The following is a 25,345-nucleotide window of genomic DNA, read 5'->3' as shown; positions in this document are numbered from 1 at the left end:
CTTCAGCAATGAAGTGCATTTTTAATTGGAATACGGCTTGATATTCTCAATAAAACTGAGATCAGGGTTCAATATTTCCAGAATAAGGTTCTTTACAGACTGCATGGCATCATCAATATTCCCTTTATCAAACTGCAGAGAAATGACTCCTTTTTTAGCTTCTGCAAAGCTCCAGATTCCCGTTTCTATAGGAAGTCCCCAAAATTCCGGAAGATTTTGTACCACATAATGATAAATGCAAAGCTGTAGAGCCTGTTTCCTTTCGCTGTTATGGAAATATTCATCTACGTTATTTTCATCTATTTTTACCGTGAGGTTTTTGATCTTTGCCGTTTTATAATCAATAATTCTTAGGGTCCCGTTAAGGCGGTCTATCCTGTCGATAAATCCGAAGAAAGAAATTTTGTCGTTGCCATCAAGATAAAAATCTACATTTTCGAATCTTTTTTCAATGTCCAGAATCTCCAGGGTATTACCATTTCTCACCAGTTCAAGATCATGATTCAGTACATTCTCTATCACTTTTTTAGCAATAGCCCTGTGAATAAAATTCATGCCTTTTTCATAGAATTCAGGCTGATGCTTTAGCTTTTCAATAGCAATATTAATGTATTGATCTATTTCTTTAATTGAATTTTGTAAATCCTTTTCTTTTAATACTTTACCTTTAAGTAATTCATATACTTCTTGAAGTGAATAATGAACCAGATTTCCGTAATTTTTAACAGACAGTTCTTCTTCTATTTCATCCGTTTCCGAGGTCTTCAATATCTTGGAAAGATAAAAATCTATAGGATTATAAAGATAGCTGGTCAGGTGTGATGCAGATACTTTTTCCTTCCATTTCTGCAACCTTTCCATCACGATTTCCGTCTTCAGAATTTCTATTGGTTGCGAAGCAATAGGTTCGGAAGAATTCTCAATAATAAGGTGCTCTATCTTATGGGAGCTCTCCATTTCTATCTGTGTGATAAATCTGCTCTTCTCTCCAGTATTCACTCCGGAACTGAGTGCATTGTACAGAAGATGGACATTTCGGGAATCCTGGATCAGCCTGTAAAAGTGATAGGCATAAATACTGTCATTTTCCAGGAACGTATGCATATCAAAATACCTTCTGATATCAAACGGAATATAAGTATTCTGTGAATTTCCTAAAGGCAGCTTCCCTTCATTCACAGAAAGCATGATTACATTTTCAAAATTCAGAAGACGGGTTTCCAAAAGACCCATAATCTGAAGTCCGCGGAGCGGTTCCCCCTGGAAATCTATACTTTCGGAATTGACATGCTGGTTGATCAGGATTTCCAGTGTTTCCATTTTGATTTCAAAATCATATGGACTGAGCTGGTTTTTAATAATTCTGAACGCATTTTCAAAATGGGAAACGTTTTCATATTGGATATCATCTATTTCCAGCCATTTGATCCGTTTACAGAAAGCGATAAGCATATCCAGGTAAACACCTGTATGATCAGCTTTTCTAAGAAGTCCATAATAAGAAAGCCCACCCAGAAGCTCTTCTAAAAGCTTTTTTGATATATAAACGATATTCCTCTCCTCTATTTTCGTCCTGAAATTACCGATAATCAACTCATCTTCAGAAGACTTCGGAAGCTCTTCAAGGATCGGGAAAATATCTCTGTAGTAATAGGAAGATTTATTTTTCTCCAGCTGTTTCTGAAGATAGAAAAGCTGTTTTACGGCATTGGAAAAAGAAAGATTCTTCAAAGGAAAACCCATGGTAATATTCAGGTTTTCAACACCGTACATCACATCCAGACTTGCAGGAAGAAGATTTTCATCCAATAATACCACTGCGGTGTTGGAATAGGTCTTATTTTCAATTTCCTTAAATATTTCAGGTAGAACTTTAGTCTGCGTTACATTTCCGGAAACCTCATAAACTTTTATATTTTTTGGCTGATTAAAATCATCTTCTATCCACTGAAAAATCCTGTTGTCATCAAATTCTTTCCATGTTTTATGGTTCCTGAGGAATTTTCCCGCTTCCTGTCTTTCATCATCAAAATAATAATGATCCGCCTGAAAGAAACACTGTGCCTTATTCCAACGCAGTAAGCTCCTTACGAGCTTTTCTTCCACCGGTGTGAAAGCATTGAAGCCACAGAATACAAAATGTTCGGAAGTATTTTCGGCAAAAGCTGAGATCTTGGCCTTCGCAGTTTCATGAATCATCCCGGAAGTCGCCCAGTTTCTTTCCTGTAGTTTTTTCTTTAGAATTGGAAGAAAAACGTTCATATTCCGCCAGAAATTAAGGAATTTTTTACGGGGAACATCATCATCTTCACCCAGATCCTGAGCCCATTCTTTGATCCTTTCTTCATCAAACATATACTGTAAAACAGCTTCATCACTTTCAGAGAACTTCAGGATATCGTCCCAGTCCTTCTGAAGGGTCGGAAACCACTTTAAAAAGTCTGCAAAATCATCTTTCGGGATTAGACCAAGACTCCGGTAGACATCAAAGGCAAAAAGCCAAAGAGAGATTCCCTGAACAGGCTGTTTGCCTGCAATCCTGTCGATCAGCTCTTCTATGGTAAAGAAATTGGGAAGAAATCCTGAGTAATTGTTTTCTTCCAGGATCTGCCTGATGAATACGATGGGACGTTTTCCGGGCAGAACAATATTGAACTCCGAAAGATCCTGGTTTTGGGCCAGCAGTTCGTGGATGATTTTATTGAGAAATTTCAAGAGGCTTTATAGCTTTTTAAATGGTCCAGTTCTTCAGCAATGAGAGCATTGTATTCTGCCTGCTTTTCTTTATTCATTCCATGTTCCGTAACCCTGTCGTAAGACATCTGGAAATTTTTGTAATCGTTTGATATTTTGCTGTAAACTGCATTAAAATTTTTATTGTAATCACCGGAAGTTTTGATCTTCTCTCCTATCTCTTTCCTGAATTTTCTGACAAACAATTCTGCAATATCAAAATGCATTTGCTCATGCAGCAGGATATAATCATTTATTTTTTTGACATCTTTCCAGGATCTGTCTTCATTAAAAATAGCAGTGACCTCAATTTTAACGGGAGATTTAGGATTGGTGGATTTCACTACAGAATATTCCCAGCCGCAGTGTGTATAGGCAGCTACATCGGGATGATTTTTTCTGTTTATGGGGCTTTTAAAGTTATCCCAGACCAGCTTATGATCTTCCTGCCAGATAATTTTCTGCCCAAAAAGAGCATTGGCAAAAAGAAAAAAGCAAAGTGAAATCCATTTCATTATTATTCTACTACAATTTTTTTGGTGATCCAGCTGTTACCACCATTCCAGAATTTAAAGGTATACGTTCCTGTCTGACGCGGACTGAAGTTGATCTGGTTGGCTCCCACATGGGCTTCCTGTGTACAGGGACCGTCCGTAGTATATTTATAAGCGGTAACAGATCTTTCCAGGCTGCTGTCATGAATGTAATCATATCCATAAAAACCCTCACATTGGGACGAATAGGTAGAATACGTCTTAATACTCTGTATTGAATATACATCCATAGTATCCTGCATGATCTTTACACTGTCGATTTTGATCTTACCTATAGATTGTACAGTCTGGTAATCATCGTCTTCGCAGGAAACAAAAACCATTCCTGAAAACAATACAGAAAATCCAATATTTAAAAGTTTTTTCATAACCTTAAATTTACTGATTATTAATAAAAATTCAGCAAAAATTATTCCTTAATTCACTAAAATTAAGAATTAAAATTACCTTTTGATACATAAATCACTTTTTTAGTATCAAAAAATTCTTCATCAAAATAGTTTTTAAGATTGAAGATTTCACATTTAATTCCGGCTAATTCTTCTGCAAGGTCGCCGCCTTTTAAATATAAAACCCCGTTATGTTTGGGATTAAACTGTTCTTTCTCAAACTTTCCTTTCAGCCATCTGAGGAATTCCGGCATCTGGGTTACAGCGCGGCTTACCACAAAATGAAACTTTTCTTTTACTTTTTCCGCTCTTCCGTGAATGGCCGTTAAATTAGTTAGCCCGATTCCTTCTGCCACTGCTTTCACTACAGTAATTTTTTTTCCGATAGAATCAACTAAAGTAAATTCCGTTTCCGGAAATAAAATTGCCAGGGGAATCCCCGGAAAACCTCCTCCTGTTCCTATATCCAGCACTTTTGTTCCGGGTGCAAATTCCATTATTTTTGCAATTCCTAAGGAGTGAAGAACATGCTTCTCATACAGCGATTCCATATCTTTTCTTGAGATCACATTGATTTTTTCATTCCACTCATTATACAGTTTCTCCAACTGGGAAAACTGCTCGATCTGCTTCTCCGTAAGATCAGGAAAGTATTTTAATAGTAACGATGCTGCCATATGAATTATTATAATCTACAAAAATAAGTTTTATTTCTGTTGTATTCAAATGAAGTTGTCCGGATCAGATTTTAAATTTCAGCTTCCTTAGTCGATATTATTTCGCAATCCCCGGAATAACAGGTACACTTAAATTTCCGGCCTGATTAATCGTCTGAACGGCAAAAATATAATTGTCTTTTGAAAGTGGGATTTTAATGGAAAGCTCTTTAGTAAATATCTTTTTTTGCCAAACGGGACTATCCGTTTCTCTTACAAGAATATAATACCCCGCTGGTGTTCCGGATTTTGGCTTTTCCCATCTTAGTGAGGTGGAGTTGGTAAGCTCTTTAACCATTACTTCTACCCGGTCAGGCTTTGAAGCAGCTTTGGCAAGACTTGCCAGAACAGCAATATTTGCCGCAACGTTTCTTTTCAGATAATTAAAATCTATAAATTCAGGAAGATCTCCGTACTGCTTATTATTTTCAACTCTTATATCCTGATGTTGATGATCGTAGTTTTCATAATATTCAGTGAGCCTTACGGAAGGAAATCCCTGACTGACAAAACTGGAATGATCTCCGCCACGTAAAAACCTGTCGTTCCTGTAGATCAGCTTCACTTCTAGTCCTTTTACATATTGTTCTGCAATTTCTTTAATATACCGGGCCAGTTGCCGGGATTCACTGTCGTTTTCAAGTCCCAGGTTCCTTATACCCATTGCTTTTTTATCGAGTTCTGCATAAGGCAGCCCTTCGCTAAAAACCCTTAATGTATGGTTATTGATCTCTCCTGTTTCTCCTGCTTTAGAATTTCCGATCATGTCGTTGTTCAGGACTGCTTCTATCTGCAGGTTTTCTTTTTTGGCTTTATCTGCCAGAAGCTTAGATCCAAGCAAAGACTGTTCTTCTCCGGAAAAAGTAACGAAAATAACGGATGCCGGAAAAGAAGATCTGCTCAAAATTCGCGCAGCTTCTATAACAGCACTCACTCCGCTCCCATCATCGTTGGCACCCGGCGCGTATGAAATTCTGTTCATTACATCGGTAACCCGCGAATCCAGGTGTGCAGAAATCAGGAAAATTCTTTTATCATTAGGATCTGTACCTTTTAAAAAGGCTATAGGATTTCCCAGGTTGGTAACCCTGTCTATCCGTTTTCCATCCGGCTGAATGTTTTCCTTCTGTAAGTAAACATCCATTCTTCCTCCGGAGTTCTTTGCATAGTCTTTAAATTTTCCAAGCACCCAGTTCCTTGCCGCTCCTATTCCCTGATTTTTATCATCAACAGAACTTAAAGTATGCCTGGTATGAAAGCTTACAAGCTTGCCGATATAGGATTTTAAAGAATCCGAACTTACTTCAGAAACGTATTTTTTTATTTCATCATCTTTTGTTTTTGTTTGGGAAAAACTTACAAAAGGAACCAACAATAAAAGGAGAGAATATTTCATACCTACTGAATATTTAGATAGTTAAATATACAAAAACATAATATTGGGTACCGCTTTTCATTTCCATGTTCTTAGGAACTGAATATTTCGGCAGAAAAGTATAAAAGACTATACTTTAATGATTAAAATTTAAAAAACCTGACAAAAATCTTTTTTCCTGCCCTACTTTTATTTCCCGGCAAAACGTTTTTATTATATATTTGTTAAAATTCAAAAAGACCCACATGGATAAACTTTCAGATAGAGTAAAGAGATTAGGTTACTCACAGACTTTCGTAATGTCAAACAAAGCAAGAGAAATGAAGGCCGCCGGCATTGATGTGATCAGTCTGACACTTGGCGAACCGGATTTCGATGTTCCGGACAATATCAAACAGGCAGCTTTTGACGCGATTAACCAAAACTACAGCCATTACTCTCCTGTTCCCGGGTTTCTTGAACTTCGTGAAGCGGTTGCCCACAAATTAAAAAGAGACAACAATCTTGATTATAAGCCAACCCAGATCTGTGTTTCCAACGGAGCTAAACAAGCTATTTTAAATGTATTGGCCTCCGTGGTCAATGATGGTGACGAAGTTCTTCTTCCAGCACCTTATTGGGTAAGCTATGATGAAATGGTAAAAATGATGGGGGGAACTTCAGTAATGCTGCCGACTTCTTATGTTACAGATTTCAAGATCACTGCCGAACAACTTGAAGAATCCATTACAGATAAAACAAAAGCTATTCTTTTCAGTTCTCCTTGTAACCCTTCCGGCGGATATTATACCTATGATGAGTTAAAATCGATGGCGAAAGTTATTGCCAAATATCCTCATGTAACGGTTATTTCGGATGAGATCTACGAGTACATCAATTACGAAACAAAAACAACATCCATCGCTCAATTCCCTGAAGTATATGAGCAGACTGCTGTGATTAACGGAATGTCTAAAGCATTTGCCATGACAGGATGGAGAATCGGGTATTCTGCCTGTCCGGAATGGCTGGCTAAAGCCTGCGAAAAGGTTCAGGGACAAATGACCAGCGGAGCCAATACAGTGGCTCAGAGAGCTTCTATTACTGCTCTAAAAACAGATCCTTCCGAGTACAAATACATGATTGATGCGTTCCAGAAAAGAAGAGATCTGGTGTATGACCTGATGAAAGAAATTCCAGGATTCAAAGTATTACTTCCAAAAGCTGCATTTTATTTCTTCCCGGATATCTCCCACTATATCGGAAAAACACTGAATGGCACTGAAATCAAAGACTCTGATGATTTCGCTATGTTTTTATTGGAAAGTGCTCATGTAGGATGTGTAGGCGGTGTTTCCTTCGGAAGCCCGGAATGTATCAGATTTTCTTATGCAGCTTCTGAAGAGGATCTTAGAGAAGCGATGAAACGAATTAAAGATGCTTTAGCTCCATTTAATTCATAAATTAGACTGAATAAAAATTAGTATAAAGTAAACAAAAAAGCTCTGATTTCAGGGCTTTTTTCTTATAGTTCCATTAAAAACAATTATAGATTTTATTTATCAATATTGATTTGTTTGATAGATGAAATATTTATATATTTGCACAAGAAAATTTAATATAAAAACAGAAAATTATGTCTTTAGTAGGAAAAAAATTCCCAAATGTAACAATCGATGCTATGTCTGAAATGGGTGATGATCTTAGAATCAACATCCTTGAAGAAGCTACTTCTAACCAGCAAAAAGTAATTTTATTCTGGTATCCGAAAGATTTCACTTTCGTATGTCCTACAGAGCTTCATGCTTTCCAGGATGCTTTAGGTGAATTCGAAAAAAGAAACACCAAAGTAATCGGTGCTTCTTGTGATACTAACGAGGTACACTTTGCATGGTTGAACACTCCAAAAGATAACGGAGGTATTGAAGGAGTAACTTACCCACTTTTAGCTGATACTCACAGACAATTGGCAAACATCCTAGGAATTGTAGATCAGGATTTCGAATACAATGAAGATGGAGAGGAAACTTTCACAGGTTCTAATGTAACGTACAGAGCAACATACCTAATCGACGAAACTGGAAAAATTTTCCATGAGTCTGTAAACGATATGCCTCTTGGTAGAAACGTGAAAGAATATTTAAGACTTATCGACGCTTACACGCACGTTCAAAAACATGGTGAAGTATGTCCTGCCAACTGGGAAGAAGGAAAAGATGCTATGAAAGCAGACAGAACTTCTACAGCAGAATACTTAGCTAAGAACTAATTTTAATATAACAATGTAGCAATCTAACAGTATAACAATTTTAAGATTCGTTTTTTAATTGTTAGATTGGTAAATTATTAGATTGCTACATTGTTTATTTTTTCTAAAAATAAACTTATGTACACAGAATTAACAGAAGATACTTTACAGAATATCGTGAACGACAATGAAAAAGTAGTTGTTCAGTACGGTGCCACATGGTGCGGAAACTGCAGAATCATGAAGCCTAAATTTAAAAAATTAGCATCAGAAAATGAAGAAATTCCTTTCTTATATGTAGATGCTGAAAAGCTTCCTGAAAGCAGAAAATTAGCAACCGTTGATAACCTTCCTACTTTTGCAGTTTTTAAAAACGGTGAATTGGTAAACCAGGTACAGAGCAACCAGGCTGAAAGTTTAATTAATCTTTTTAAAGAAATACAGTAATGAAGTTACCCGTAATCCGACAGTTTTATCAGAATCAGACGCCTGAAAATCTTGAAAAAACATTAGAGGTTTTAGAAAGCTTCTGCGAATTCAGAGGAACCAGCGAAGAAGATCTGAATGTAGCAGGAGAGCTGATCACAAATATCTGCGGCGCTTTGGAAGTACACGCCAGCGTTCAGAACGGAATGAGCGAAAAAGACGCTTTAAATTCTTTTGCACAGAAGGTCTTAGGATCCATTGACAAGTAATTTTTTCATTCGATCGATCATTTAAGATTAATAGTAAAAAATTACAACAAAAACACAGTACTACTGAGGCTTTCCTCGATACTATATTTTCTCAATTCTTTAGTTTTTAATTTAAACACACGCTTCAAAGCTTCTGTAATATGCCATTGCTGACGCTGTTGCTTCTGTTTATATAGATTAAAGAATCCACTAAAATCCCAGTGATATTTTCACCGGGATTTTTTGGTTAAATGGCTGAATTAAAATTAAAGTGTTTTTTTTGAAAACATTTGTAGCATTTGTGTAAAAAAATTCAAAAAAATAATCCCGGTGAAAATATCACCAGGATTATTTATAAGATAGAATCCGAATTTACAATTCTTCTCCTTTCATTTTTAAATTAACTAGCTTCTTCTGCTCATTAAGATTCTCAGAATATACCAGAACAAAAGCATAATGGATGCAAAAAGCTGCAATGAAGCACCTACATACTGCCCTGTAGAATAAACATCTTTAAGCTTACTTGTTTCATAAAGAATACTTGCAGAAGCCAAAAGCACCATTCCTACCGAGAACCAAAGTCCCAGATTGAACCCAAAAATTGCTCCGGCTACAATAAGCCCTATCGAAAGAAAACCTCCGATAACAATAATATTTCTTAGGAACGAAAAATCTTTTTTTGAAGTAAATGCCACTGCCGAAAGTCCGGCAAACATGGCAATCGTAAGCATGGCAGCCTGGAATATAATATTTCCTCCACCCTGCATTCCTGCTGCGATATAGATCATAGGCATGAAAATCACAGCTTCCAGAATAATATAGAAGCCTAATCCGAAATACTGTGTTGTTCTGCTCTGCGAAAGTGACCATTTAGAAGCCAGCATCGAAGCCAGCCAGAAAACACCGATAATCAGTAGCCATGTGTATTTCTGTCCGAACATCATAGCAATGATCTCCACAGGAACCGTTTTCAGTAAAATAGTTTCAACCCCGATAAATGCCAGGATTGATAAAGCGACATGCAGGTAAGTTTTTCTGTAAAAAGCTGCTTTTTCCACATCGGAGGAATGAGCAACTAAAACATCTGTCATCATAGTTAGTATTTTTATTGTTTTAAATTATTTATCTTTTTTTGCCGGCATTACCCCAATAATTTTTCCATCCTCTTCAAAAACAGCCATAATTACCTCTTTTGAAGAAGAATCTCCTGCATATTTGTAGTTGATGCTTGGCAAACTGGAACCATCCATCAATCTGTGGTATCCCGTTTTTAAAATTTCCAGCTTTTTATTCACATCAAAGCCTTCTTTTACTTTTTTAAGAACATCATCCGTAACGATATCTTTTACCTTATCGGAAAGAAGTGCATCAACGCCTGAACGATCCGAAGATTTAAGTGCTTCAACAAACTTAAGAAAGTTGTCATTATACAGATTAATCTTCTCTTTGCTTAACTGCACAGGAATTTCTTTCTGAACTTTTTCAACCTTCACGCCTGTTACTTTCTGAGCAAACATCAGCTGTGCGGCAAGAACTGTAAGTCCTAAAAATATTTTTTTCATAATCTTTTTTGTTATTGGTAAAATAGTGAGTTAAGATACGAAAATCAGACCACTTCCAAAAATTTCATCGTATCTACATTATCGGCATACGTATCCAAAGCAGGGTGCTGCGCTTCTCCGAAAGGAATTGAATCCAATCCCAGCTCATCTTTTGCCACAATACACTGGATATTCTCTTCATTTTCGGCAATGAAATTTTTAACATCATCCAAAGATGAATACCTGCTGAAATGGATCACGGAAAGCGGGCTGAAAAGCTTATCATCCTCTTTCAGCATAACAAAATTATTATCCCAGAATTTATCCTGGTTCAGGAGATAAACTGCCCTGTTATAATCATAGTTATTTGCATATTTATTATGATTAATGATGTCCTGGAAACCGATAAAACTTTCAAATAGCCTGTCGATAAGAAAGTCTTCAGGAATAAAAATTCTGGTTACATTTCTGCATCCCAAACCGAAATACCTGAAAATATCTTCCGCCATAAGCTGAAGTTCTTCAGGAGTCTCATCACCTTTCAGAACCGCCGCAGAGGTTCTGTTTTTTCTAATAATGCTTAAATGGTCCTTGAAATAATATTCCAAGTACCTTGCAGTATTATTGCTTCCTGTTGCAATCACAGCATCAAAATTCTCCAGTCTTTCAACAAATTCAAACTGGACAGCTCCATCTGACAACTCATTCCATTTTTTCAGCAGGAATGGGACCATCTGCTTATCTTTTGAAGACAGCTTAATCAAAGGAATGTGTCCGCTTAAAACAACAGATATCACATCATGCAGTCCTACCAATGGAATATTTCCGGCCAGGATCAATCCTACTCTTTTTGAAGTTTTGGAAACGGAATAATTTCTGAGCCAATTGTTTATATTTTCCTGAGTAAGCAAATGAGTCCATTCTGTAAGAGCAAATTTCTGATTCTCAAGGGTAAACCAGGGATTCTCTATTTCGGATCTTCTCAGCAATAACTCAAACTCCGTATCATGATCATTATAATCCGCAGGATTCTTTGCTAAAAACTCTTTTATATATACACTTAACTTAATAAGTCCTAAAACTTTATTTTCGATATTCATAATTACTTTTAAATTGGGGAATATTTTGTAATTTTGTGCAAATTTAAAAAAAATTAGCGATGGCTATTAAAATAACTGATGAATGCATTAATTGCGGAGCCTGCGAACCGGAATGCCCAAATAATGCAATATATGAAGGGGCCGTAGATTGGAAAGCTTCTGAAGGTACTGCCCTTACAGGTACTGTGACCATGCCGTCAGGACTTACTGTAGATGCAGATTCGCCGCAGGAACCGGTAAGTGATGATGTATATTTCATTGTAACAGATAAATGTACGGAATGTAAGGGCTTCCATGAAGAACCTCAGTGTGCAGCTGTCTGCCCGGTAGACTGTTGTGTTCCGGACGAAGACCACGTAGAATCTGAAGAAACCCTGCTTAATAAAAAAGCATTCTTACACGGTGAATAATAAAAGCTCCGTCTCAGCATAATGAGGCGGTTTTTTTAACCATAAACTTAAAGGAATCTAGTAAAATATCAATAATAAACCGCAAGTCCATAAAATTCTTGCACAACCAAAAAAGTAAAAATATGAGCAAAAAGCACAACTTCAGCGCAGGACCATGCATCTTACCTCAGGAGGTATTTGAAAAATCAGCAGAAGCTATTTTAGATTTTAACGGAATCGGACTGTCTCTCCTTGAAATTTCGCACAGAAGCAAGGATTTTGTTGCTGTAATGGACGAAGCACGTGCCATTGTGAAAAGACTGATGAACCTTGGTGATGATTATGAAGTGCTTTATTTAGGTGGCGGTGCAAGCCTGCAGTTTGCGATGGTTCCCTACAATCTGCTAAAAGTAGGCGGTAAAGCAGCTTACCTGGATACAGGAACATGGGCGGCAGGAGCTATTAAAGAAGCTAAGAAATTAGGAAATGTGGATGTGGTAGGCTCTTCCAAAGAAGAAAACTATTCTTTTATTCCTAAAAATTATACGGTAGGTTCAGAATACGATTATTTCCACTGCACGTCGAACAATACAATCTACGGAACTCAGATGAAATCTTTCCCCGAAGTAGATACTTTGATGGTTTGTGATATGAGTTCTGATATTTTCTCAAGACAACTTGATTTTTCAAAATTTGATCTTATCTATGCCGGAGCTCAGAAAAATATGGGACCTGCAGGAGTTACCCTGGTGGTCATTAAAAAAGAAATTCTTGGGAAAACAGGAAGAGAGAACATGCTTTCTATTCTGGATTATTCCCAACATATTTCAAAAGAATCCATGTACAACACCCCTCCGGTTTTCCCTGTCTATGCTTCCCTTCTTACTTTACAGTATCTTGAAAAGAACGGAGGAATTGCAGCAGCAGAAGCCAGAAATGAGGCAAAGGCAAAACTTTTATATGATGAGATCGACAGCAATCCTCTGTTTGAAACATTCTGTGTAAAAGAAGACCGTTCTTTAATGAATGTTTCTTTCAACATCACAGATGAGAGCAAAAAAGAAGCATTCGACACTGCATGGAAAGCCGCAGGAATAAGCGGGCTGAACGGACACAGAAGCCTGGGTGGTTACAGAGCAAGTTTATACAATGCTTTACCAATTGAAAGTGTGCAGGTTCTTGTTGATGTTATGAAATCTATTAAATAATTGAGCATTAAAAATTCAAAGATTGAAAAATTTAGAGCAGTTAATTAAAATTTATTAATTTGCGCCCCGATTTAAAATTTTTAAATAATTAAATTTTTCAATCTTTAAATCTAAATAACACATGAAAGTTTTAGCAAACGACGGAATCTCGAAAACAGGAGAACTGGCCCTTACGGAAGCAGGATTTGAAGTCCTGCCGAACAGAGTGGCACAGAATCACGTGATCAATTTCATTAATGAAAATAACGTGGATATTCTTTTGGTAAGGAGCGCGACGAAAGTAAGACAGGACATAATCGATGCTTGCCCAAGCCTGAAAATCATTGGACGCGGCGGTATCGGAATGGATAATATTGATGTTGATTATGCTAAAAGCAAAGGTATAAAAGTGATCAACACGCCTACAGCATCTTCAAAATCAGTAGCTGAGCTTGTTTTCGGACACTTTTTTGCACTGGCAAGATTCCTTCACGAATCGAACCGGCTGATGCCATTGGAGGGGGAAACCCATTTCGATGCTATGAAAAAGTCATTCAGCAAAGCGTATGAACTTTCAGGAAAAACACTTGGAGTAATCGGCTTTGGAAGTATTGGGCAGGAAGTTGTAAAAATGGGGATAGCATTGGGAATGAAAATTAAGGTGCTGACAAAAAATCCTAAGACAAGAGTTCTTACCCTGGACTTTTTCGATGGACAGAGTCTGAACTTTGAGATCACTTCCACCAATGATATGGATGCTTTCCTTAAAGATACAGATTTCATCAGCATCAATACTCCAAAAACGAATGAATATATTATAGACACACCTCAGTTTGAAAAAATGAAAGATGGAGTCTACATAGTAAATACTGCAAGAGGCGGTGTAATCAATGAGGTAACCCTTATAGATTTCATTGAATCTGAAAAAGTAGCGGGTGCCGCACTGGATGTATTCGAAAACGAACCGACTCCGGAACTCCCTTTACTGATGAATCCTGCATTATCTCTTTCGCCTCACGTAGGTGGAAACACCATAGATGCACAGGAGAAAATCGGAGCAGAACTTGCAGAACAAATTATTAAGCTACAAAAAGAAACCATAAGATAAAATATGCCTGTTTTTAAACCTTTCCGTGGAATAAGACCTCATAAAGACTTTGAGAGCACTTTCCCTACCCATCCGCTGGACAATTTCACCCAAGAGGAGATTGCAGAGAAAGCTCAAGTTGAAAATACTTACATCAATATGATTAAACCTTATGTTGTAAGTAAATCCAAAGATATTGACCGGAATTTAAGGAAGATCCGTTCAACATTTGAAGAACTTCTGGAAGAAAAGAAACTGATCCAGGACAGTTCATCATATTACCTTTATGAGCAAATCTATCCCAACAAACAGGTTTTCAGAGGCTTGCTGGGATTAGCAAGTATTGAAGATTTCTGGAACGGAAAGATCAAAAGACACGAAAGTACCATTCCACAGAAAAAAGAAAAGCTGGCTCATTATCTGGACAAAGTAAGTCTTCAGGCTGAACCTGTGCTTCTTACCTACCCTTCCAATTCCAAGATTGAGCTTCTGATGAATCATGAAGAGAAGAATGTTCCTATTTTCAATCATGTGGATTCTATCGGGATCAGGCATAAGATCTGGAGAATAGATAACCGTCTGAAACTTCAGCAATTCAAAGAGGTAATCGATCAAATTGACTCGTTTTACATTGCAGATGGTCACCACAGGATCGGATCTACTGCTCTGAATGCTAAATATCACAAGGAAAAAAATAAAAGACACAACGGTACGGAAGCCTATAATTTTGTCTATAGTTTTATCGTCTCCAACCAGTCGATCAAGATTCATGATTACAACAGAATTCTGTCCGATCTTAACGGGCTTTCCAGCGAAGAGTTTTTAAAAGAGCTGGACCAGTATTTCCTGATTCATGAAAAAGGTGAAACTTCTTATTTCCCTTCACAGAAATTCCACATCTCGATGTACCTGGATGGTAAATTCTATTCACTTCACGTGAAGCATGACCTACGTTCAACGGAAATGTCCCTTGACAACCTTGACCACCATCTTTTAGATAAATACATTTTCAAAAATATCCTTAAAATAGAAAATTCAGACAGTTCTGAGAAAATATCATACGCCAAAGGAACATCCAATATCCAGGGAATCAACTATTTAAAAGAAAAAATAGACAATGGTGAGGGCAAAGTAGGGTTCGGAATCTATCCAGTGAGTTTCAATGATATGATCAAAATTTCTGATCTTAAGCTCAGTATGCCTCCAAAATGTACATTCATTGAACCAAAATTGGTTACAGCACTGTTAATGTACGATATGAAACCTTAATAAATTCCTAATTTTTCCCTACTTTTATCTTCGGAAAAAGAAAGGTAAATAAAAAATGAAAAAAATCTTCATTATACTTCCACTCTTTTTGAGTGGATTTTTATTTTCTCAAAAAAAGCCACAGAAAAAACCGGTAAAAAAAACAACCGTGGCTAAGTTCAACTATCATGATGAATTCAAAAGAATCTCAGACGAGGTAATGACCAATGGTACCGCTTACGAAAATCTTGGGGAACTTACCAAAGGGATCGGTCCCCGTTTCAGTGCTACTCCCGGTTATATGAAAGCGGTGGAATGGGCAGAAAAAAAACTCAAATCTATCGGTATTGAGATGATCTGGAGAATGGAAGCCAAAGCTCCGGTCTGGATAAGAGGAAGAGAATCTTTGCAAATAAAAACAGCGAATGGAGATTGGAAAAATATCAGAATGCTGTCTTTCGGGAATTCTGAAGGAACTGGCGGGAAAGATCTTACAGGCGAAATTGTTTTAATTAATTCAACTTCTGAGCTTAATGCTATGTCGGTTGGACAATTGAAAGATAAAATCGTTTTCGTCAATCTTCCGATGGATCCGAAGATCATTAATACAAATGATTCTTATTTAATTACCGCAAAATCTAAATTAATTTCCGCTTCCGTGATTGCTAAAACAGGAGCAAAAGCTTTAATTATAAGATCTTTAACAACAGCTATGGACGATACACCACATGCAAAAATGGTATATTACGAACCTGATGACAAAGTAAGAATTCCTGCCGTGTCCATTGGAGTAAAATCCGCTGATGAATTAGAAAAATTATTAAAAAATCAGAAAGTTGCCGCCAAACTGAATATGACGGCGCAATCAAAAGGCGATACTACCAATCCGAATATTATTGCTGAAATTCAGGGTAAAAAAGATTCTAAAGTGATTGTTTTAGGAGCTCAATTAGATTCGTGGGATTTCGGTGAAGGGGCTATTGATGACGGAACCGGTGTTGCACAATGCATTGAAGTTTTAAGAACATTCAAAGCTCTTGGGATCGAAAATAATCATACGATAAGAATTGTTTTTTATGCAAACAGCGAAAACGGGGGACAAGGACGTGAAATGTATGCAGCCTATGTAAAAAAGAAAGGAGAAAAACATGTTTTTGCTTTAGGAACAGACGCAGGAGGATATTCTCCAAGAGGATTTTCCTTAGATATGTCACCACAAAGACGAAGACAGATCTTCGAATGGAAAAATTATTTCCTTCCTTACGGTATTTATGATTTTGACCAAACTGAAGCTATTCAGGATATTTCTCCGCTGAAAAAATTGGATATTCCTTTAGCTGAACTGGTTGTAGATACACAAAGATATTTTGATTACCACCACTCTGAACAGGATACTTTCGATAAGGTGAACAAAAGAGAGCTACTGTTAGGGGCTACAGCAATGACGCAACTTATTTTTATCATCGATAAAAACTGGTAAAATGAAAAAAACCGTCACTCTTTCACTTTTAATGGTAAGCATGGCTGTTTTCGGGCAGACTAAAGAGGATTCAATACAGTTCAGTAAAATTTCTACAGAAATACTGAATAATGGGAAAGCTTACAATGAACTGAAAGACCTTACCAAAAACATCGGAAACCGTTTAAGCGGTACCGAAGCGTATGAAAAATCTGTGAAATGGGCAGAACAGAAGCTCCGTGATGCCGGCGCCGATAAAGTTTGGCTTCAGGAAGTAATGGTTCCGGTCTGGGTCAGGGGTAAAGAATCCCTGCAGATTAAAACAGCAGACGGGCAGTGGAAGAAGCTGAAGATGCTTTCTCTCGGAAACTCTGAAGGAACGGGCGGAAAAGATGTTTCCGGCGAGATCATTATGGTAAGATCATTAGAGGAATACAACAGGCTTCCCGCAGATCAAGTAAAGGATAAGATCGTGTTCTTTAACTACCCTTTTAATCAATCACATGTGCAAACTTTCATTTCATACCGGGAAGCCGGAGCATACAGAAGGTCTGCAGCCAATTTAACAGCTCAGAAAGGAGGAAAATTTGCCATGATCAGATCTTTATCTTCTGCTTTTGATGATGTTCCTCATACAGGTAATATGCGGTATGACGACAACGTCTCCAAAGTACCTGCAGTGACTATCGGAAATACAACCGCAGATGAACTGGAAACATTGTTAAAAAACAAAAAGATTATTGCCAAGCTCAATTCCAACTGCGGAATGAAAGGGGAGAAACTCTCCCATTCTGTGATTGGTGAGATTACCGGGGAAAAAGACCAGAGCGTCATCGTAGTCGGTGGACATCTGGATTCATGGGATGTGGGTGAAGGTGCACATGATGACGGTGCCGGAATTGTACAAAGCATTGAAGTTCTGAGAACATTTAAAAAACTTGGAATTAAAAATAACCATACCATCAGGGCTGTTTGTTTCGCCAATGAAGAAAACGGGACCAAAGGCGGAAAGCAATATGGAAAAGCAGCAAAAGAAAACAATGAAAAACATCTTTTTGCGATAGAAACGGATGCGGGAGGCTTCTCTCCAAGAGGCATTTCCCTCGAAATGGATGATAAAAACAGAAATCAGATCAAAAGCTGGGTAAATCTGTTCCTGCCTTACGGAGTATACAATTTTGAAGGCAAATATTCCGGATCAGATATCGCTCCACTGCATGAGATGGGTGTTCCTACCGCAGAACTGGTTCCAGATCCGCAACGTTATTTCGACATTCACCATACAGAAGAAGATACTTTTGAGAAAGTAAACCGCAGAGAATTACTTCTCGGTGCTGCGGTAATGACACAACTTATTTATATGATCGATAAAAATTGGTAAACTATGAAAAAGATAATTGGAACTTCATTATTATTCCTGGGAATGGCTGCTTTTGGCCAGTCAAAGGAAGATTCTGTCCAGTTCAGCAAAATCTCCACAGAAATCCTGAACAACGGAAAAGGCTATACAGACCTTAAAGATTTGACTAAAAATATTGGACATCGCTTAAGTGGTTCTCCCGCTTATGAAAAATCTGTAAAATGGGCAGAACAGAAGCTCCGTGATGCCGGCGCCGATAAAGTTTGGCTTCAGGAAGTAATGGTTCCGGTCTGGACCCGCGGAAAAGAATCCCTGCAGATCAGAACCTCTGAAGGCAAATGGAAGAACCTGAAGATGCTTTCTCTCGGAAATTCTGAAGGTACCGGCGGAAAAGATGTTTCCGGCGAGATCATCATCGTAAAATCTATGGAAGAATATGACAGACTTCCGGCAGATCAAGTAAAAGATAAGATTGTATTCTTTAACTACCCTTTCAGTCAGTCTTTTGTAGAAACATTCAGAGGCTACAGCGATGCTGCAAAATACAGGGTAACGGCTGCTGCTTTAACGGCTAAAAAAGGAGGTAAATTTGCCATCATCAGATCTCTTTCTTCTGCTTTTGACGATGTTCCGCATACCGGAGCCATGCGCTATGAAGATAAAGTTTCAAAAATTCCTGCCGTAGCCATTGGAGCAACAACTGCGGATGAACTTGAAGCTCTTTTAAAGACACAGAAAGTCACTGCAAAGCTTAATTCCAACTGCGGGATGAAAGGAGAAAAGCTCTCCCACTCTGTCATTGGCGAAATCACCGGCAAGAAAGATCAAAATGTGATTGTAGTCGGTGGACATCTGGATTCATGGGATGTGGGTGAAGGTGCTCATGACGACGGAGCAGGAATTGTACAAAGTATTGAGGTTTTAAGAACATTCAAAAAAGTAGGGATTAAAAATAATCATACGATCAGGGTTGTTTGCTTTGCCAATGAAGAAAATGGCGTAAAAGGAGGCATTCAATATGGAAAAACGGCCAAGGAAAAGAACGAGAAGCACCTTTTCGCCATAGAATCCGATGCGGGCGGCTTTGCTCCAAGGGGAATTGCCCTGGAAATGGATGATGTGAAAAGAAACCAGATCAAGAGCTGGGCTGGTTTATTCATTCCATACGGAGTATATAATTTTGAAGGAAAATATTCAGGGACTGATATCTATCCGCTTCATGATATGGGAGTCCCTACGGCAGAGCTGGTACCGGATTCCCAAAGGTATTTTGACATCCATCACACGGAAGAAGATACCTTTGATAAGGTGAACAGAAGAGAGCTTCTGTTGGGCGCTGCAGCTATGACACAGATCATTTATATGATTGATAAGAACTGGTAAAGTATTGTTCTAAGCCAGCTTTTTACCGCAAAATTACGTCAACAAGTTGATTCAAAGGGGAAGTTTTATTTTCTTTCCTAATCAACTTGTTGACTTCTTATATAGGGACCCAATTTTTGCATACCTCCCATAGGTCTCTCAGATTACACATACTTTTTATCAAATCTTTGATTTTTTTAAGCTTTTGTGATAATTCTATGTTAAGCTTTGAACCTGAAAATTCTAAAGTACTCCACAATTTTTGTAATCTTTGTTGCTTTAAAAAAATTGAATTCAATTCTTTTGTCTTTCAATTTCTATATTTCTCTGTTAATCATCTACAAACTTAAACCTACTTAATGCTAAAAACAAGCAGGAAAATTCACTTTGGCATGAAATTCGCAAGCTAAATCATTGAAAAAAAATTATTTAAAACACAGACGATGAGAAAAGGTTTCCGTGGGAGCTTCAGTTTCCATTGAGTCGAATAAAGGTTTCATATTTTAATATGGCCTTTTCTTTAGATACCGTATGCATCGGAAAAGATAGTCCCTTATCAATTCCATTTACGATGATGATTGTGTACGGTGTCATAAAGCTCATGAATTCCTTCCGGAATTCAATACTGTTTTTTAATTAAAACTTTCTGGGCAGCTTAAAGCATACCCTGATGTAAACAATCAAACGGCCATAAGATCATAACCTTAGCCAAGTTTAACTATGATCCGTATGCCATTTAATTTATATCGGAAAATGATTCCGGACCGTTCTATTGGAGAACGGAAAACAGATGTATAACCCTTAAAAAGTGATTAATGATGAGAGACTTTTTTGAAATGATTTTTAAGAGAAATGAAGATGCTGCAAAAATGAATATCTGGAGCCTGATGCTCCTGTTGAGTTTTGCTGTTTTTTCCGTGCTGGTGTATTTTATATATGCCTCAAAACCAGATTTTAACAGCTTAATTGTATACCTTACCGCGTTTGCGGCATACCTCGGCTTTGGAATTGTATTTATCAGCTCCCTTGCCGGAAAAATGAATTCTTCCGATACAAGGAAGAAATCGAGACACGCATAACTTTAATTTCTACTTTACTAGAAAGCCGTTCAATGTATTGAACGGCTTTTTCTTTATTAAAATTACTTTAAATAAAAACCTATAATCAACTGTTATTCAAAGTATATAGGATTAATAGTAAAAAAAATAAAAGCTCTTACACTGAAACAGTATCTATACACTTCCTGTTCTCAATTCTAAAAATTCTCTAACACTCAAATTTAAACCCCTACTTTCAAAAACTCTTTTCTATCCAGCTTCACCTGCATTTCCTTTCCGTCTCTCCTGATTTTAAGATCAATTGAATTCTGCCTGTTTTCTACTCTATTAAGAAAATAATGACAGGCACTTTCTTTGTTAAGGTTATCCAGATTAATGTTATTGATGCTGATAATAGCATCTCCAACTTTCAATGGAAAATTTTCTTCCTGAAATACAAAGGCCACTGTTGGTTTTGAATCTATAAAACGGTAACCGAAACCGAAAGACTCCAGTTTAGCAGGCTCATTTTTGATCCGTTTCATATAGATCTTATTTCCTGACCAGTCGAGGATGAATACAAAATTTTTAAAGAAATCATTCCCAATCAGGTTGGTACCCCCTGTGGCAATTATTTCATTAAAGAAGCTTTTATTACCTAATGACAGAGCTGCGGTCCGGAAAATATATCCCGGTGCAGGTTTTCCGGCCCCATAAGCGCCGATAGAGTTTGTTCCATAGACTTCTATACTCTTTAATGCCTTTTGAGCCTCATATGCACCATCTGTGATCTTCATCCTTCCGGAAAATCCGGTATCGAAGGTAAGCTCTATTTTTTTTCCCTGCAGATCAGTTTCTACAACGGGTGTTTTTTGTGTTCTGGGGCTGAAAGGAATGACAATATCATAATCTGCCGGGTTAAACTGCGCAAGATCTTTTGAAGCTTCAAGTAAGTTTTCCGAATAATTAATTTTCCAGAAAAGTTTTGCCATCTGATTGGCTCCAAGAATACCATCGATTTTGAAGCAGCTCAACTCAGAAACACTGAAATCCATCACGACAACTCCCACATCTTTGAAAACAGCTTTATCAACGGTCATTTCCGGCAGAATAGTGAAGATCTGTTCCTGTTTGTTTTTCTGTGAATCCTTTACGTTACTTTTATGTTTTTTCTCCAATCCCAGCTCAGTGTATACTGCTGTAGAGATCACCGTTGGCGCTCCGGTATCAAACAGAAAATTGTAAGGCTTCCCATTAATGCTGACCTGTACAAAAGGCAGATCATTGGCATATCTCAGGTTGATCTTTTCTACTGAATTCTGAAGCTGTACCTCACCGCTTTTGAAGAATTTTTTTCCCTGTGCGGAAAAAGTGGTTGTGGAAAGAATAAGAAGGGTGTAGAGGATTTTTTTCATAAAATTACTTTACACGAAAATAGAGAAATTACATTAAACTAAAAGTATAAGCTTTTACTTTAACTGAATCTTTATATAATTTTAAATCTCCAGCGAACAAAAAAAGCCGTCCTCACGGACGGCTTCAGTATATTTTAAAACTTCAATTACTGTACTTTCACAAGCTCAACATCGAAGATTAACCAGGCATTTGGCGGGATAACCCCTCCTGCTCCTCTTTCTCCGTAAGCCATTGCCGGCGGGATCAATAAAGTAGCCGTTTCGCCTTCTTTAAGTAACAGGATCCCTTCATCCCATCCTTTGATTACTCTTCCCATTCCGATTGGAATTTCGATAGGCTCATTTCTTTTGAATGAAGAATCGAATTCTGTACCGTCGATTAATTTACCTGCATAGTGTACAGATACATTGTCACCAGCTTTAGGAGCCTTTCCAGCCGGAGCTGTTTTAGTGATCTTGTAATATAATCCTGATTCAGTTTTCTGCATTCCGGCTTTCAGGTCTTCAACCATTTTCTCCTGGTTAGCTTTGAATTCCTCTTCTTTTTTCTTTCTGTCAGCTTCTTCTTTAGCAATGTAAGCTTTATTGTTTTCTGCGATTTTAGCTTTTCCTTCCGTGAAAGTTTTTGCTGCATCGTAGTTTTTGTATTCATCTCCTTTGCTGAAAACAGAAACTTTTTCTAAAACGATATCTGTTTTAGGCTTATCCTGAGCTCCTTTTTCTACGTTAGCAATGGCATCGATCACATCATTACCTTTAACTACTTTTCCGAAGATGGTGTGTCTTCCGTCTAACCAAGGTGTAGCCACTTCAGTGATGAAGAACTGAGAACCGTTTGTGTTAGGTCCGGAATTCGCCATAGAAAGGATTCCTTTTCCTGTATGCTTAAGATCGTTTTTCTCGTCCTCGAATTTATATCCAGGATCTCCCATTCCTGTTCCCTGAGGATCACCTCCCTGGATCATGAAATCTTTGATCACTCTGTGGAAAATAGTCCCGTCATAATAAGGAACTCCTTTCGCCTTAGCTTTGTTGTCTATTTTTCCTTCTGCAAGACCAATAAAATTGGCTACAGTTACCGGTGCTTTTTTGTCTTCGAACTGCACGATCAGGTTTCCTTTAGAAGTCTGAAGATTTGCATAAAGTCCGTCATGAAGACCTTCGTAAGTTTCTTTGTCTACGTTCATTTTTTTATAGATTGGGGTACAACTCATCAGCGAGATACTTGCCGCTGCCAGAATTATATTCTTGTTAAACAATTTCATTATTTATAGCGCTTTTAATTTTATGATTAATGGTATATCGTTGTCTATATTCTTTTCGTCTCCAAAGGTTCCATAGGCCAGTGAAGAAGGTACCAAAAGCGTCACTTCCTCTCCATCATGCATAAAACGCAAAGCATTCTCTACCGCTTTCAGTTCATCAAAATGCCCGAATCTGGCATCTCTTCTTTCAAAAGGTTTGTCATAGATTTTGGTTTCATCAAAATCATAGAGATCATAAGAATAAGAGATGGGTGTATTATCCGCTCTTCTTTCTCTCTGATCAAAACCTTCAACACTTACCCAGTAATTAAGCTGTGTAGGATAATATTTTACAGGCTGACCACTAATCCAATTCTGAATCTGGCCACGCTCTATCGTATTGAGATTTCTCATTCTCTCCTTGGAAACATCCAGGTCTTTCTGGCTCAATACTCCACCTACGGGAGGATGCGCCGTGGGTGCATTCCGGTTACAGCTTAGCAGGCTTACTGCTGATATGAAGAGTAATTTTTTCATAAACTTTTGCGAAAATACGCATTTCGGGGAAATATTGTTCAATAGGTTTTAAAAAATTTTGGAGAAAATAGTGAAGTATTTCCAGGGAATGGAATTATGGGGATTTAAAATTTAAAAATTCAAGGATTTAAAAATTTCAACCACAAAAGTCACAAAAGATTTGAAACACTTAAGTGCATTTAAAGTTTAAAATCCAACTGCAAAAAGTACATTTAAATTCTTATGAAAATCTTTGATTTTCTGCTTATGTGATCTTATTGTTTCCGGGATGGCAAGACTTTTATAACTAAAAAAGCTTTTGTGACTTTTGTGGTTAAACAGATGGGGATTTAAAACAGAAATCACCCCGAAAAGAGGTGATCCTATATTTTGATATTCAAATATTATTGAATCGTCACTTTAATCATCTGTGGAAGTGATGGAAGTGTATTGAACTGGTTCGGGTTGGCAAGCTGCTGTACCGGCTGGCTTTCAGCCTCAGCCGGCTCCGACCCTATGTGGGCACCAGGAAAAGAGCTTTGTAAGGTTCCACTGTCAAAAAGCCCAATGATCGAAGAGATATCGCCACGCGTTGAGCCGTCTACCCCGTTATTCATGGCTGCAATAAACCAGTCATTGGATTGTCCGTACATTGTTGCCAGTGCAATACGGTCTCCTTTACGTGCAGATATTACCTGTGAAGCCTTACCGCCGTTATTTCCGTTTATTCTAGGTCGTAAAACACCTGTAGCCGGATCTTTAAGGACGAATACTTCTTTTATTCCCGGCTTGCCTTTAAGGAAAGCTGCCAAAACATCAGCATTACCCTGCTGAGAAAGCTCCTTCAAACCTTCTCCACGGTCATTCTCCCCGGTTTTAAAGATAGGATTATCGTTACCGCTGTATACTACGACCAGTACCGGTGAAAATGCAGAATTAGGACCTGTTATACCTGTAAGGTATTGTTCCAGAGGCGTCGTTTTTCCGGTTTCAGCAAGGTCTGTCAATCCGTTAGCTGACGGCTTTCCTGGTGAAAAAATAGGATCTTCCTTCAAAAGTGTTGTCCCTGAAATATGGGAAACAGCCCAGACTCCGGCACTTATTGGCGTTTCATTGGCTGTACTGCCTGAAGTATTGGTTAATTTCAAAGTAAATTTGGTTCCTCCCTCATGAGTCAATTCCGCTTTCAGCAATTGTGAAGCGGGTGTTGCCACTGCAATTTCTGTAACATTCAACGGAGTACCTTCTGCTACACCGGGATGAGTAACACCAGGGCCCGTAGGTTCATTTTTACGTGTCCCGTTATCCCAAAGCTTGATCTGTGAAGAAACATTTCCTGTTACCGGATCTCCGTTATCCTGATACAGTTTCAGTCCCGGGTTGGCCGGGGCAAAAAATAAATCGTTACTGTTTCCATACATGGCAGCAAAACTTACCGTCTGTCCTTTTCCTGCATAAAATGTAAATGAGGCTGATTCCCCGGGATTAATGACAGGCGATGACCCTGCATTCCGGAAAGTTCCGAATTGTGTCAATGCTTTACTTTCAATTATATTTTCTACAGTTATTGTGGCCGCATCGTTTACCAACATTTCTCCGTCATCATCTTTACTGCAGGAGGAAACAGCTAAAAGACTGATCACAGAAAGCAGACCAAGAGGTAATTTGAACTTTAGGAATTGCATAGTATTCTAAATTTTGTGAAAAATTACCAATAATTGGCGAGAAAATA

The 25,345-nt window shown here is 37.9% G+C and carries 24 protein-coding genes; 12 read left to right on the top strand and 12 right to left on the bottom strand.

What is annotated here, in order from left to right; translation table 11 throughout:
* Positions 1-21: 21 nt before the first annotated feature.
* The 5 genes from DRF61_RS00540 to DRF61_RS00520 form a co-directional block, all read right to left on the bottom strand.
* Positions 22-2,715: a PD-(D/E)XK nuclease family protein gene (locus DRF61_RS00540; protein ID WP_111952990.1), complete on the bottom strand. Its 2,694-nt coding sequence runs from the start codon at positions 2,713-2,715 to the stop codon at positions 22-24.
* Positions 2,712-3,248, bottom strand: a complete 537-nt coding sequence (locus DRF61_RS00535; protein ID WP_111952988.1) for a DUF922 domain-containing protein — start codon at positions 3,246-3,248, stop codon at positions 2,712-2,714. Before DRF61_RS00535 ends, DRF61_RS00540 begins: the two co-directional genes overlap by 4 nt.
* Before the next feature lie 2 nt (positions 3,249-3,250).
* A complete protein-coding gene (locus tag DRF61_RS00530) occupies positions 3,251-3,655 on the bottom strand; it encodes a hypothetical protein (protein WP_111952986.1) in 405 nt (134 codons plus the stop codon).
* 62 nt (positions 3,656-3,717) lie between these two features.
* Positions 3,718-4,353: a 16S rRNA (guanine(527)-N(7))-methyltransferase RsmG gene (gene rsmG, locus DRF61_RS00525; RefSeq protein WP_111952984.1), complete on the bottom strand. Its 636-nt coding sequence runs from the start codon at positions 4,351-4,353 to the stop codon at positions 3,718-3,720.
* A gap of 97 nt (positions 4,354-4,450) precedes the next feature.
* Positions 4,451-5,788, bottom strand: coding sequence for a M20/M25/M40 family metallo-hydrolase (locus tag DRF61_RS00520; protein WP_111952982.1), 1,338 nt, complete (start codon positions 5,786-5,788; stop codon positions 4,451-4,453).
* A gap of 224 nt (positions 5,789-6,012) precedes the next feature.
* On the opposite strand from DRF61_RS00520, the gene DRF61_RS00515 reads away from it, so the two are divergent.
* The 4 genes from DRF61_RS00515 to DRF61_RS00500 all read left to right on the top strand — a co-directional run bounded on the left by DRF61_RS00515 (position 6,013) and on the right by DRF61_RS00500 (position 8,689).
* Positions 6,013-7,209 carry a pyridoxal phosphate-dependent aminotransferase gene (locus DRF61_RS00515; protein ID WP_111952980.1) on the top strand — a complete coding sequence of 399 codons (1,197 nt, stop codon included), beginning with the start codon at positions 6,013-6,015 and terminating at the stop codon, positions 7,207-7,209.
* Positions 7,210-7,382: 173 nt separating this feature from the next.
* Positions 7,383-8,015, top strand: coding sequence for a peroxiredoxin (locus DRF61_RS00510; protein WP_111952978.1), 633 nt, complete (start codon positions 7,383-7,385; stop codon positions 8,013-8,015).
* A gap of 117 nt (positions 8,016-8,132) precedes the next feature.
* Positions 8,133-8,441, top strand: a complete 309-nt coding sequence (locus DRF61_RS00505; protein ID WP_034707328.1) for a thioredoxin family protein — start codon at positions 8,133-8,135, stop codon at positions 8,439-8,441.
* Entirely contained in the window at positions 8,441-8,689 is a 249-nt protein-coding gene (locus tag DRF61_RS00500) for a DUF6952 family protein (protein WP_034727575.1), read from the top strand. Before DRF61_RS00505 ends, DRF61_RS00500 begins: the two co-directional genes overlap by 1 nt.
* Before the next feature lie 383 nt (positions 8,690-9,072).
* Here DRF61_RS00500 and DRF61_RS00495 read toward each other — a convergent pair whose 3' ends face one another.
* From DRF61_RS00495 to DRF61_RS00485, 3 genes are read right to left on the bottom strand one after another with little or no spacing between them, the layout of a single operon-like run.
* Complete coding sequence (locus DRF61_RS00495) at positions 9,073-9,762, bottom strand: Bax inhibitor-1/YccA family protein (protein WP_111952976.1); 690 nt, start codon at positions 9,760-9,762, stop codon at positions 9,073-9,075.
* A 24-nt stretch (positions 9,763-9,786) separates the two neighbouring features.
* On the bottom strand, positions 9,787-10,230 hold the full coding sequence (locus DRF61_RS00490) for a peptidylprolyl isomerase (RefSeq protein WP_111952974.1): 444 nt from the start codon (positions 10,228-10,230) through the stop codon (positions 9,787-9,789).
* A 44-nt stretch (positions 10,231-10,274) separates the two neighbouring features.
* The gene (locus DRF61_RS00485; protein ID WP_111952972.1) at positions 10,275-11,309 is read right to left on the bottom strand and encodes an acyl-CoA reductase; all 1,035 of its coding nucleotides are present in this window, start codon (positions 11,307-11,309) and stop codon (positions 10,275-10,277) included.
* A gap of 59 nt (positions 11,310-11,368) precedes the next feature.
* Here DRF61_RS00485 and DRF61_RS00480 point away from each other — a divergent pair, with 59 nt between their 5' ends.
* The 8 genes from DRF61_RS00480 to DRF61_RS00445 all read left to right on the top strand — a co-directional run bounded on the left by DRF61_RS00480 (position 11,369) and on the right by DRF61_RS00445 (position 20,480).
* Positions 11,369-11,719 (top strand): 4Fe-4S binding protein, encoded by a 351-nt coding sequence (locus DRF61_RS00480; RefSeq protein WP_040999034.1) that lies wholly within the window; start codon positions 11,369-11,371, stop codon positions 11,717-11,719.
* Positions 11,720-11,841: 122 nt separating this feature from the next.
* The gene (gene serC, locus DRF61_RS00475) at positions 11,842-12,906 is read left to right on the top strand and encodes a 3-phosphoserine/phosphohydroxythreonine transaminase (protein ID WP_111952970.1); all 1,065 of its coding nucleotides are present in this window, start codon (positions 11,842-11,844) and stop codon (positions 12,904-12,906) included.
* A 121-nt stretch (positions 12,907-13,027) separates the two neighbouring features.
* Positions 13,028-13,993 (top strand): D-2-hydroxyacid dehydrogenase, encoded by a 966-nt coding sequence (locus DRF61_RS00470; protein ID WP_111952968.1) that lies wholly within the window; start codon positions 13,028-13,030, stop codon positions 13,991-13,993.
* 3 nt (positions 13,994-13,996) lie between these two features.
* Positions 13,997-15,241, top strand: coding sequence for a DUF1015 domain-containing protein (locus DRF61_RS00465; protein WP_111952966.1), 1,245 nt, complete (start codon positions 13,997-13,999; stop codon positions 15,239-15,241).
* Positions 15,242-15,296: 55 nt separating this feature from the next.
* On the top strand, positions 15,297-16,700 hold the full coding sequence (locus DRF61_RS00460; protein WP_111952964.1) for a M20/M25/M40 family metallo-hydrolase: 1,404 nt from the start codon (positions 15,297-15,299) through the stop codon (positions 16,698-16,700).
* Between the two features lies 1 nt (position 16,701).
* Positions 16,702-18,060, top strand: coding sequence for a M20/M25/M40 family metallo-hydrolase (locus DRF61_RS00455; RefSeq protein ID WP_111952962.1), 1,359 nt, complete (start codon positions 16,702-16,704; stop codon positions 18,058-18,060).
* Positions 18,061-18,063: 3 nt separating this feature from the next.
* Positions 18,064-19,422 (top strand): M20/M25/M40 family metallo-hydrolase, encoded by a 1,359-nt coding sequence (locus DRF61_RS00450; RefSeq protein ID WP_111952960.1) that lies wholly within the window; start codon positions 18,064-18,066, stop codon positions 19,420-19,422.
* Between the two features lie 794 nt (positions 19,423-20,216).
* Positions 20,217-20,480: a hypothetical protein gene (locus DRF61_RS00445; RefSeq protein WP_146896919.1), complete on the top strand. Its 264-nt coding sequence runs from the start codon at positions 20,217-20,219 to the stop codon at positions 20,478-20,480.
* A gap of 200 nt (positions 20,481-20,680) precedes the next feature.
* Here the strand turns inward: DRF61_RS00445 and DRF61_RS00440 are convergent, their stop codons facing one another.
* From DRF61_RS00440 to DRF61_RS00425, 4 genes are all read right to left on the bottom strand, one after another.
* Positions 20,681-21,853 (bottom strand): retropepsin-like aspartic protease, encoded by a 1,173-nt coding sequence (locus DRF61_RS00440; protein WP_111952956.1) that lies wholly within the window; start codon positions 21,851-21,853, stop codon positions 20,681-20,683.
* Between the two features lie 146 nt (positions 21,854-21,999).
* Positions 22,000-23,040: a peptidylprolyl isomerase gene (locus DRF61_RS00435; RefSeq protein WP_223559865.1), complete on the bottom strand. Its 1,041-nt coding sequence runs from the start codon at positions 23,038-23,040 to the stop codon at positions 22,000-22,002.
* A gap of 81 nt (positions 23,041-23,121) precedes the next feature.
* Positions 23,122-23,634: an FKBP-type peptidyl-prolyl cis-trans isomerase gene (locus tag DRF61_RS00430; RefSeq protein WP_111952954.1), complete on the bottom strand. Its 513-nt coding sequence runs from the start codon at positions 23,632-23,634 to the stop codon at positions 23,122-23,124.
* A 383-nt stretch (positions 23,635-24,017) separates the two neighbouring features.
* Complete coding sequence (locus tag DRF61_RS00425) at positions 24,018-25,298, bottom strand: spondin domain-containing protein (RefSeq protein WP_111952952.1); 1,281 nt, start codon at positions 25,296-25,298, stop codon at positions 24,018-24,020.
* Positions 25,299-25,345: the final 47 nt, after the last annotated feature.

Source organism: Chryseobacterium lathyri, assembly GCF_003290185.1.
In the GTDB taxonomy this organism is placed as follows: Bacteria; Bacteroidota; Bacteroidia; order Flavobacteriales; family Weeksellaceae; genus Chryseobacterium; species Chryseobacterium lathyri.
Note: the sequence above shows the minus strand (reverse complement) of the source record. Positions and strands in the feature narration are given on the sequence as shown.

What these genes read in the sequence shown, in the direction of transcription:
- DRF61_RS00535 (WP_111952988.1), bottom strand. Translation starts at nt 3,248, where the DNA reads ATGAAATGGATTTCACTTTGCTTTTTTCTTTTTGCCAATGCTCTTTTT.
- DRF61_RS00530 (WP_111952986.1), bottom strand. Translation starts at nt 3,655, where the DNA reads ATGAAAAAACTTTTAAATATTGGATTTTCTGTATTGTTTTCAGGAATG.
- rsmG (WP_111952984.1), bottom strand. Translation starts at nt 4,353, where the DNA reads ATGGCAGCATCGTTACTATTAAAATACTTTCCTGATCTTACGGAGAAG.
- DRF61_RS00520 (WP_111952982.1), bottom strand. Translation starts at nt 5,788, where the DNA reads ATGAAATATTCTCTCCTTTTATTGTTGGTTCCTTTTGTAAGTTTTTCC.
- DRF61_RS00515 (WP_111952980.1), top strand. Translation starts at nt 6,013, where the DNA reads ATGGATAAACTTTCAGATAGAGTAAAGAGATTAGGTTACTCACAGACT.
- DRF61_RS00510 (WP_111952978.1), top strand. Translation starts at nt 7,383, where the DNA reads ATGTCTTTAGTAGGAAAAAAATTCCCAAATGTAACAATCGATGCTATG.
- DRF61_RS00505 (WP_034707328.1), top strand. Translation starts at nt 8,133, where the DNA reads ATGTACACAGAATTAACAGAAGATACTTTACAGAATATCGTGAACGAC.
- DRF61_RS00500 (WP_034727575.1), top strand. Translation starts at nt 8,441, where the DNA reads ATGAAGTTACCCGTAATCCGACAGTTTTATCAGAATCAGACGCCTGAA.
- DRF61_RS00495 (WP_111952976.1), bottom strand. Translation starts at nt 9,762, where the DNA reads ATGATGACAGATGTTTTAGTTGCTCATTCCTCCGATGTGGAAAAAGCA.
- DRF61_RS00490 (WP_111952974.1), bottom strand. Translation starts at nt 10,230, where the DNA reads ATGAAAAAAATATTTTTAGGACTTACAGTTCTTGCCGCACAGCTGATG.
- DRF61_RS00485 (WP_111952972.1), bottom strand. Translation starts at nt 11,309, where the DNA reads ATGAATATCGAAAATAAAGTTTTAGGACTTATTAAGTTAAGTGTATAT.
- DRF61_RS00480 (WP_040999034.1), top strand. Translation starts at nt 11,369, where the DNA reads ATGGCTATTAAAATAACTGATGAATGCATTAATTGCGGAGCCTGCGAA.
- serC (WP_111952970.1), top strand. Translation starts at nt 11,842, where the DNA reads ATGAGCAAAAAGCACAACTTCAGCGCAGGACCATGCATCTTACCTCAG.
- DRF61_RS00470 (WP_111952968.1), top strand. Translation starts at nt 13,028, where the DNA reads ATGAAAGTTTTAGCAAACGACGGAATCTCGAAAACAGGAGAACTGGCC.
- DRF61_RS00465 (WP_111952966.1), top strand. Translation starts at nt 13,997, where the DNA reads ATGCCTGTTTTTAAACCTTTCCGTGGAATAAGACCTCATAAAGACTTT.
- DRF61_RS00460 (WP_111952964.1), top strand. Translation starts at nt 15,297, where the DNA reads ATGAAAAAAATCTTCATTATACTTCCACTCTTTTTGAGTGGATTTTTA.
- DRF61_RS00455 (WP_111952962.1), top strand. Translation starts at nt 16,702, where the DNA reads ATGAAAAAAACCGTCACTCTTTCACTTTTAATGGTAAGCATGGCTGTT.
- DRF61_RS00450 (WP_111952960.1), top strand. Translation starts at nt 18,064, where the DNA reads ATGAAAAAGATAATTGGAACTTCATTATTATTCCTGGGAATGGCTGCT.
- DRF61_RS00445 (WP_146896919.1), top strand. Translation starts at nt 20,217, where the DNA reads ATGATGAGAGACTTTTTTGAAATGATTTTTAAGAGAAATGAAGATGCT.
- DRF61_RS00440 (WP_111952956.1), bottom strand. Translation starts at nt 21,853, where the DNA reads ATGAAAAAAATCCTCTACACCCTTCTTATTCTTTCCACAACCACTTTT.
- DRF61_RS00435 (WP_223559865.1), bottom strand. Translation starts at nt 23,040, where the DNA reads ATGAACGTAGACAAAGAAACTTACGAAGGTCTTCATGACGGACTTTAT.
- DRF61_RS00430 (WP_111952954.1), bottom strand. Translation starts at nt 23,634, where the DNA reads ATGAAAAAATTACTCTTCATATCAGCAGTAAGCCTGCTAAGCTGTAAC.
- DRF61_RS00425 (WP_111952952.1), bottom strand. Translation starts at nt 25,298, where the DNA reads ATGCAATTCCTAAAGTTCAAATTACCTCTTGGTCTGCTTTCTGTGATC.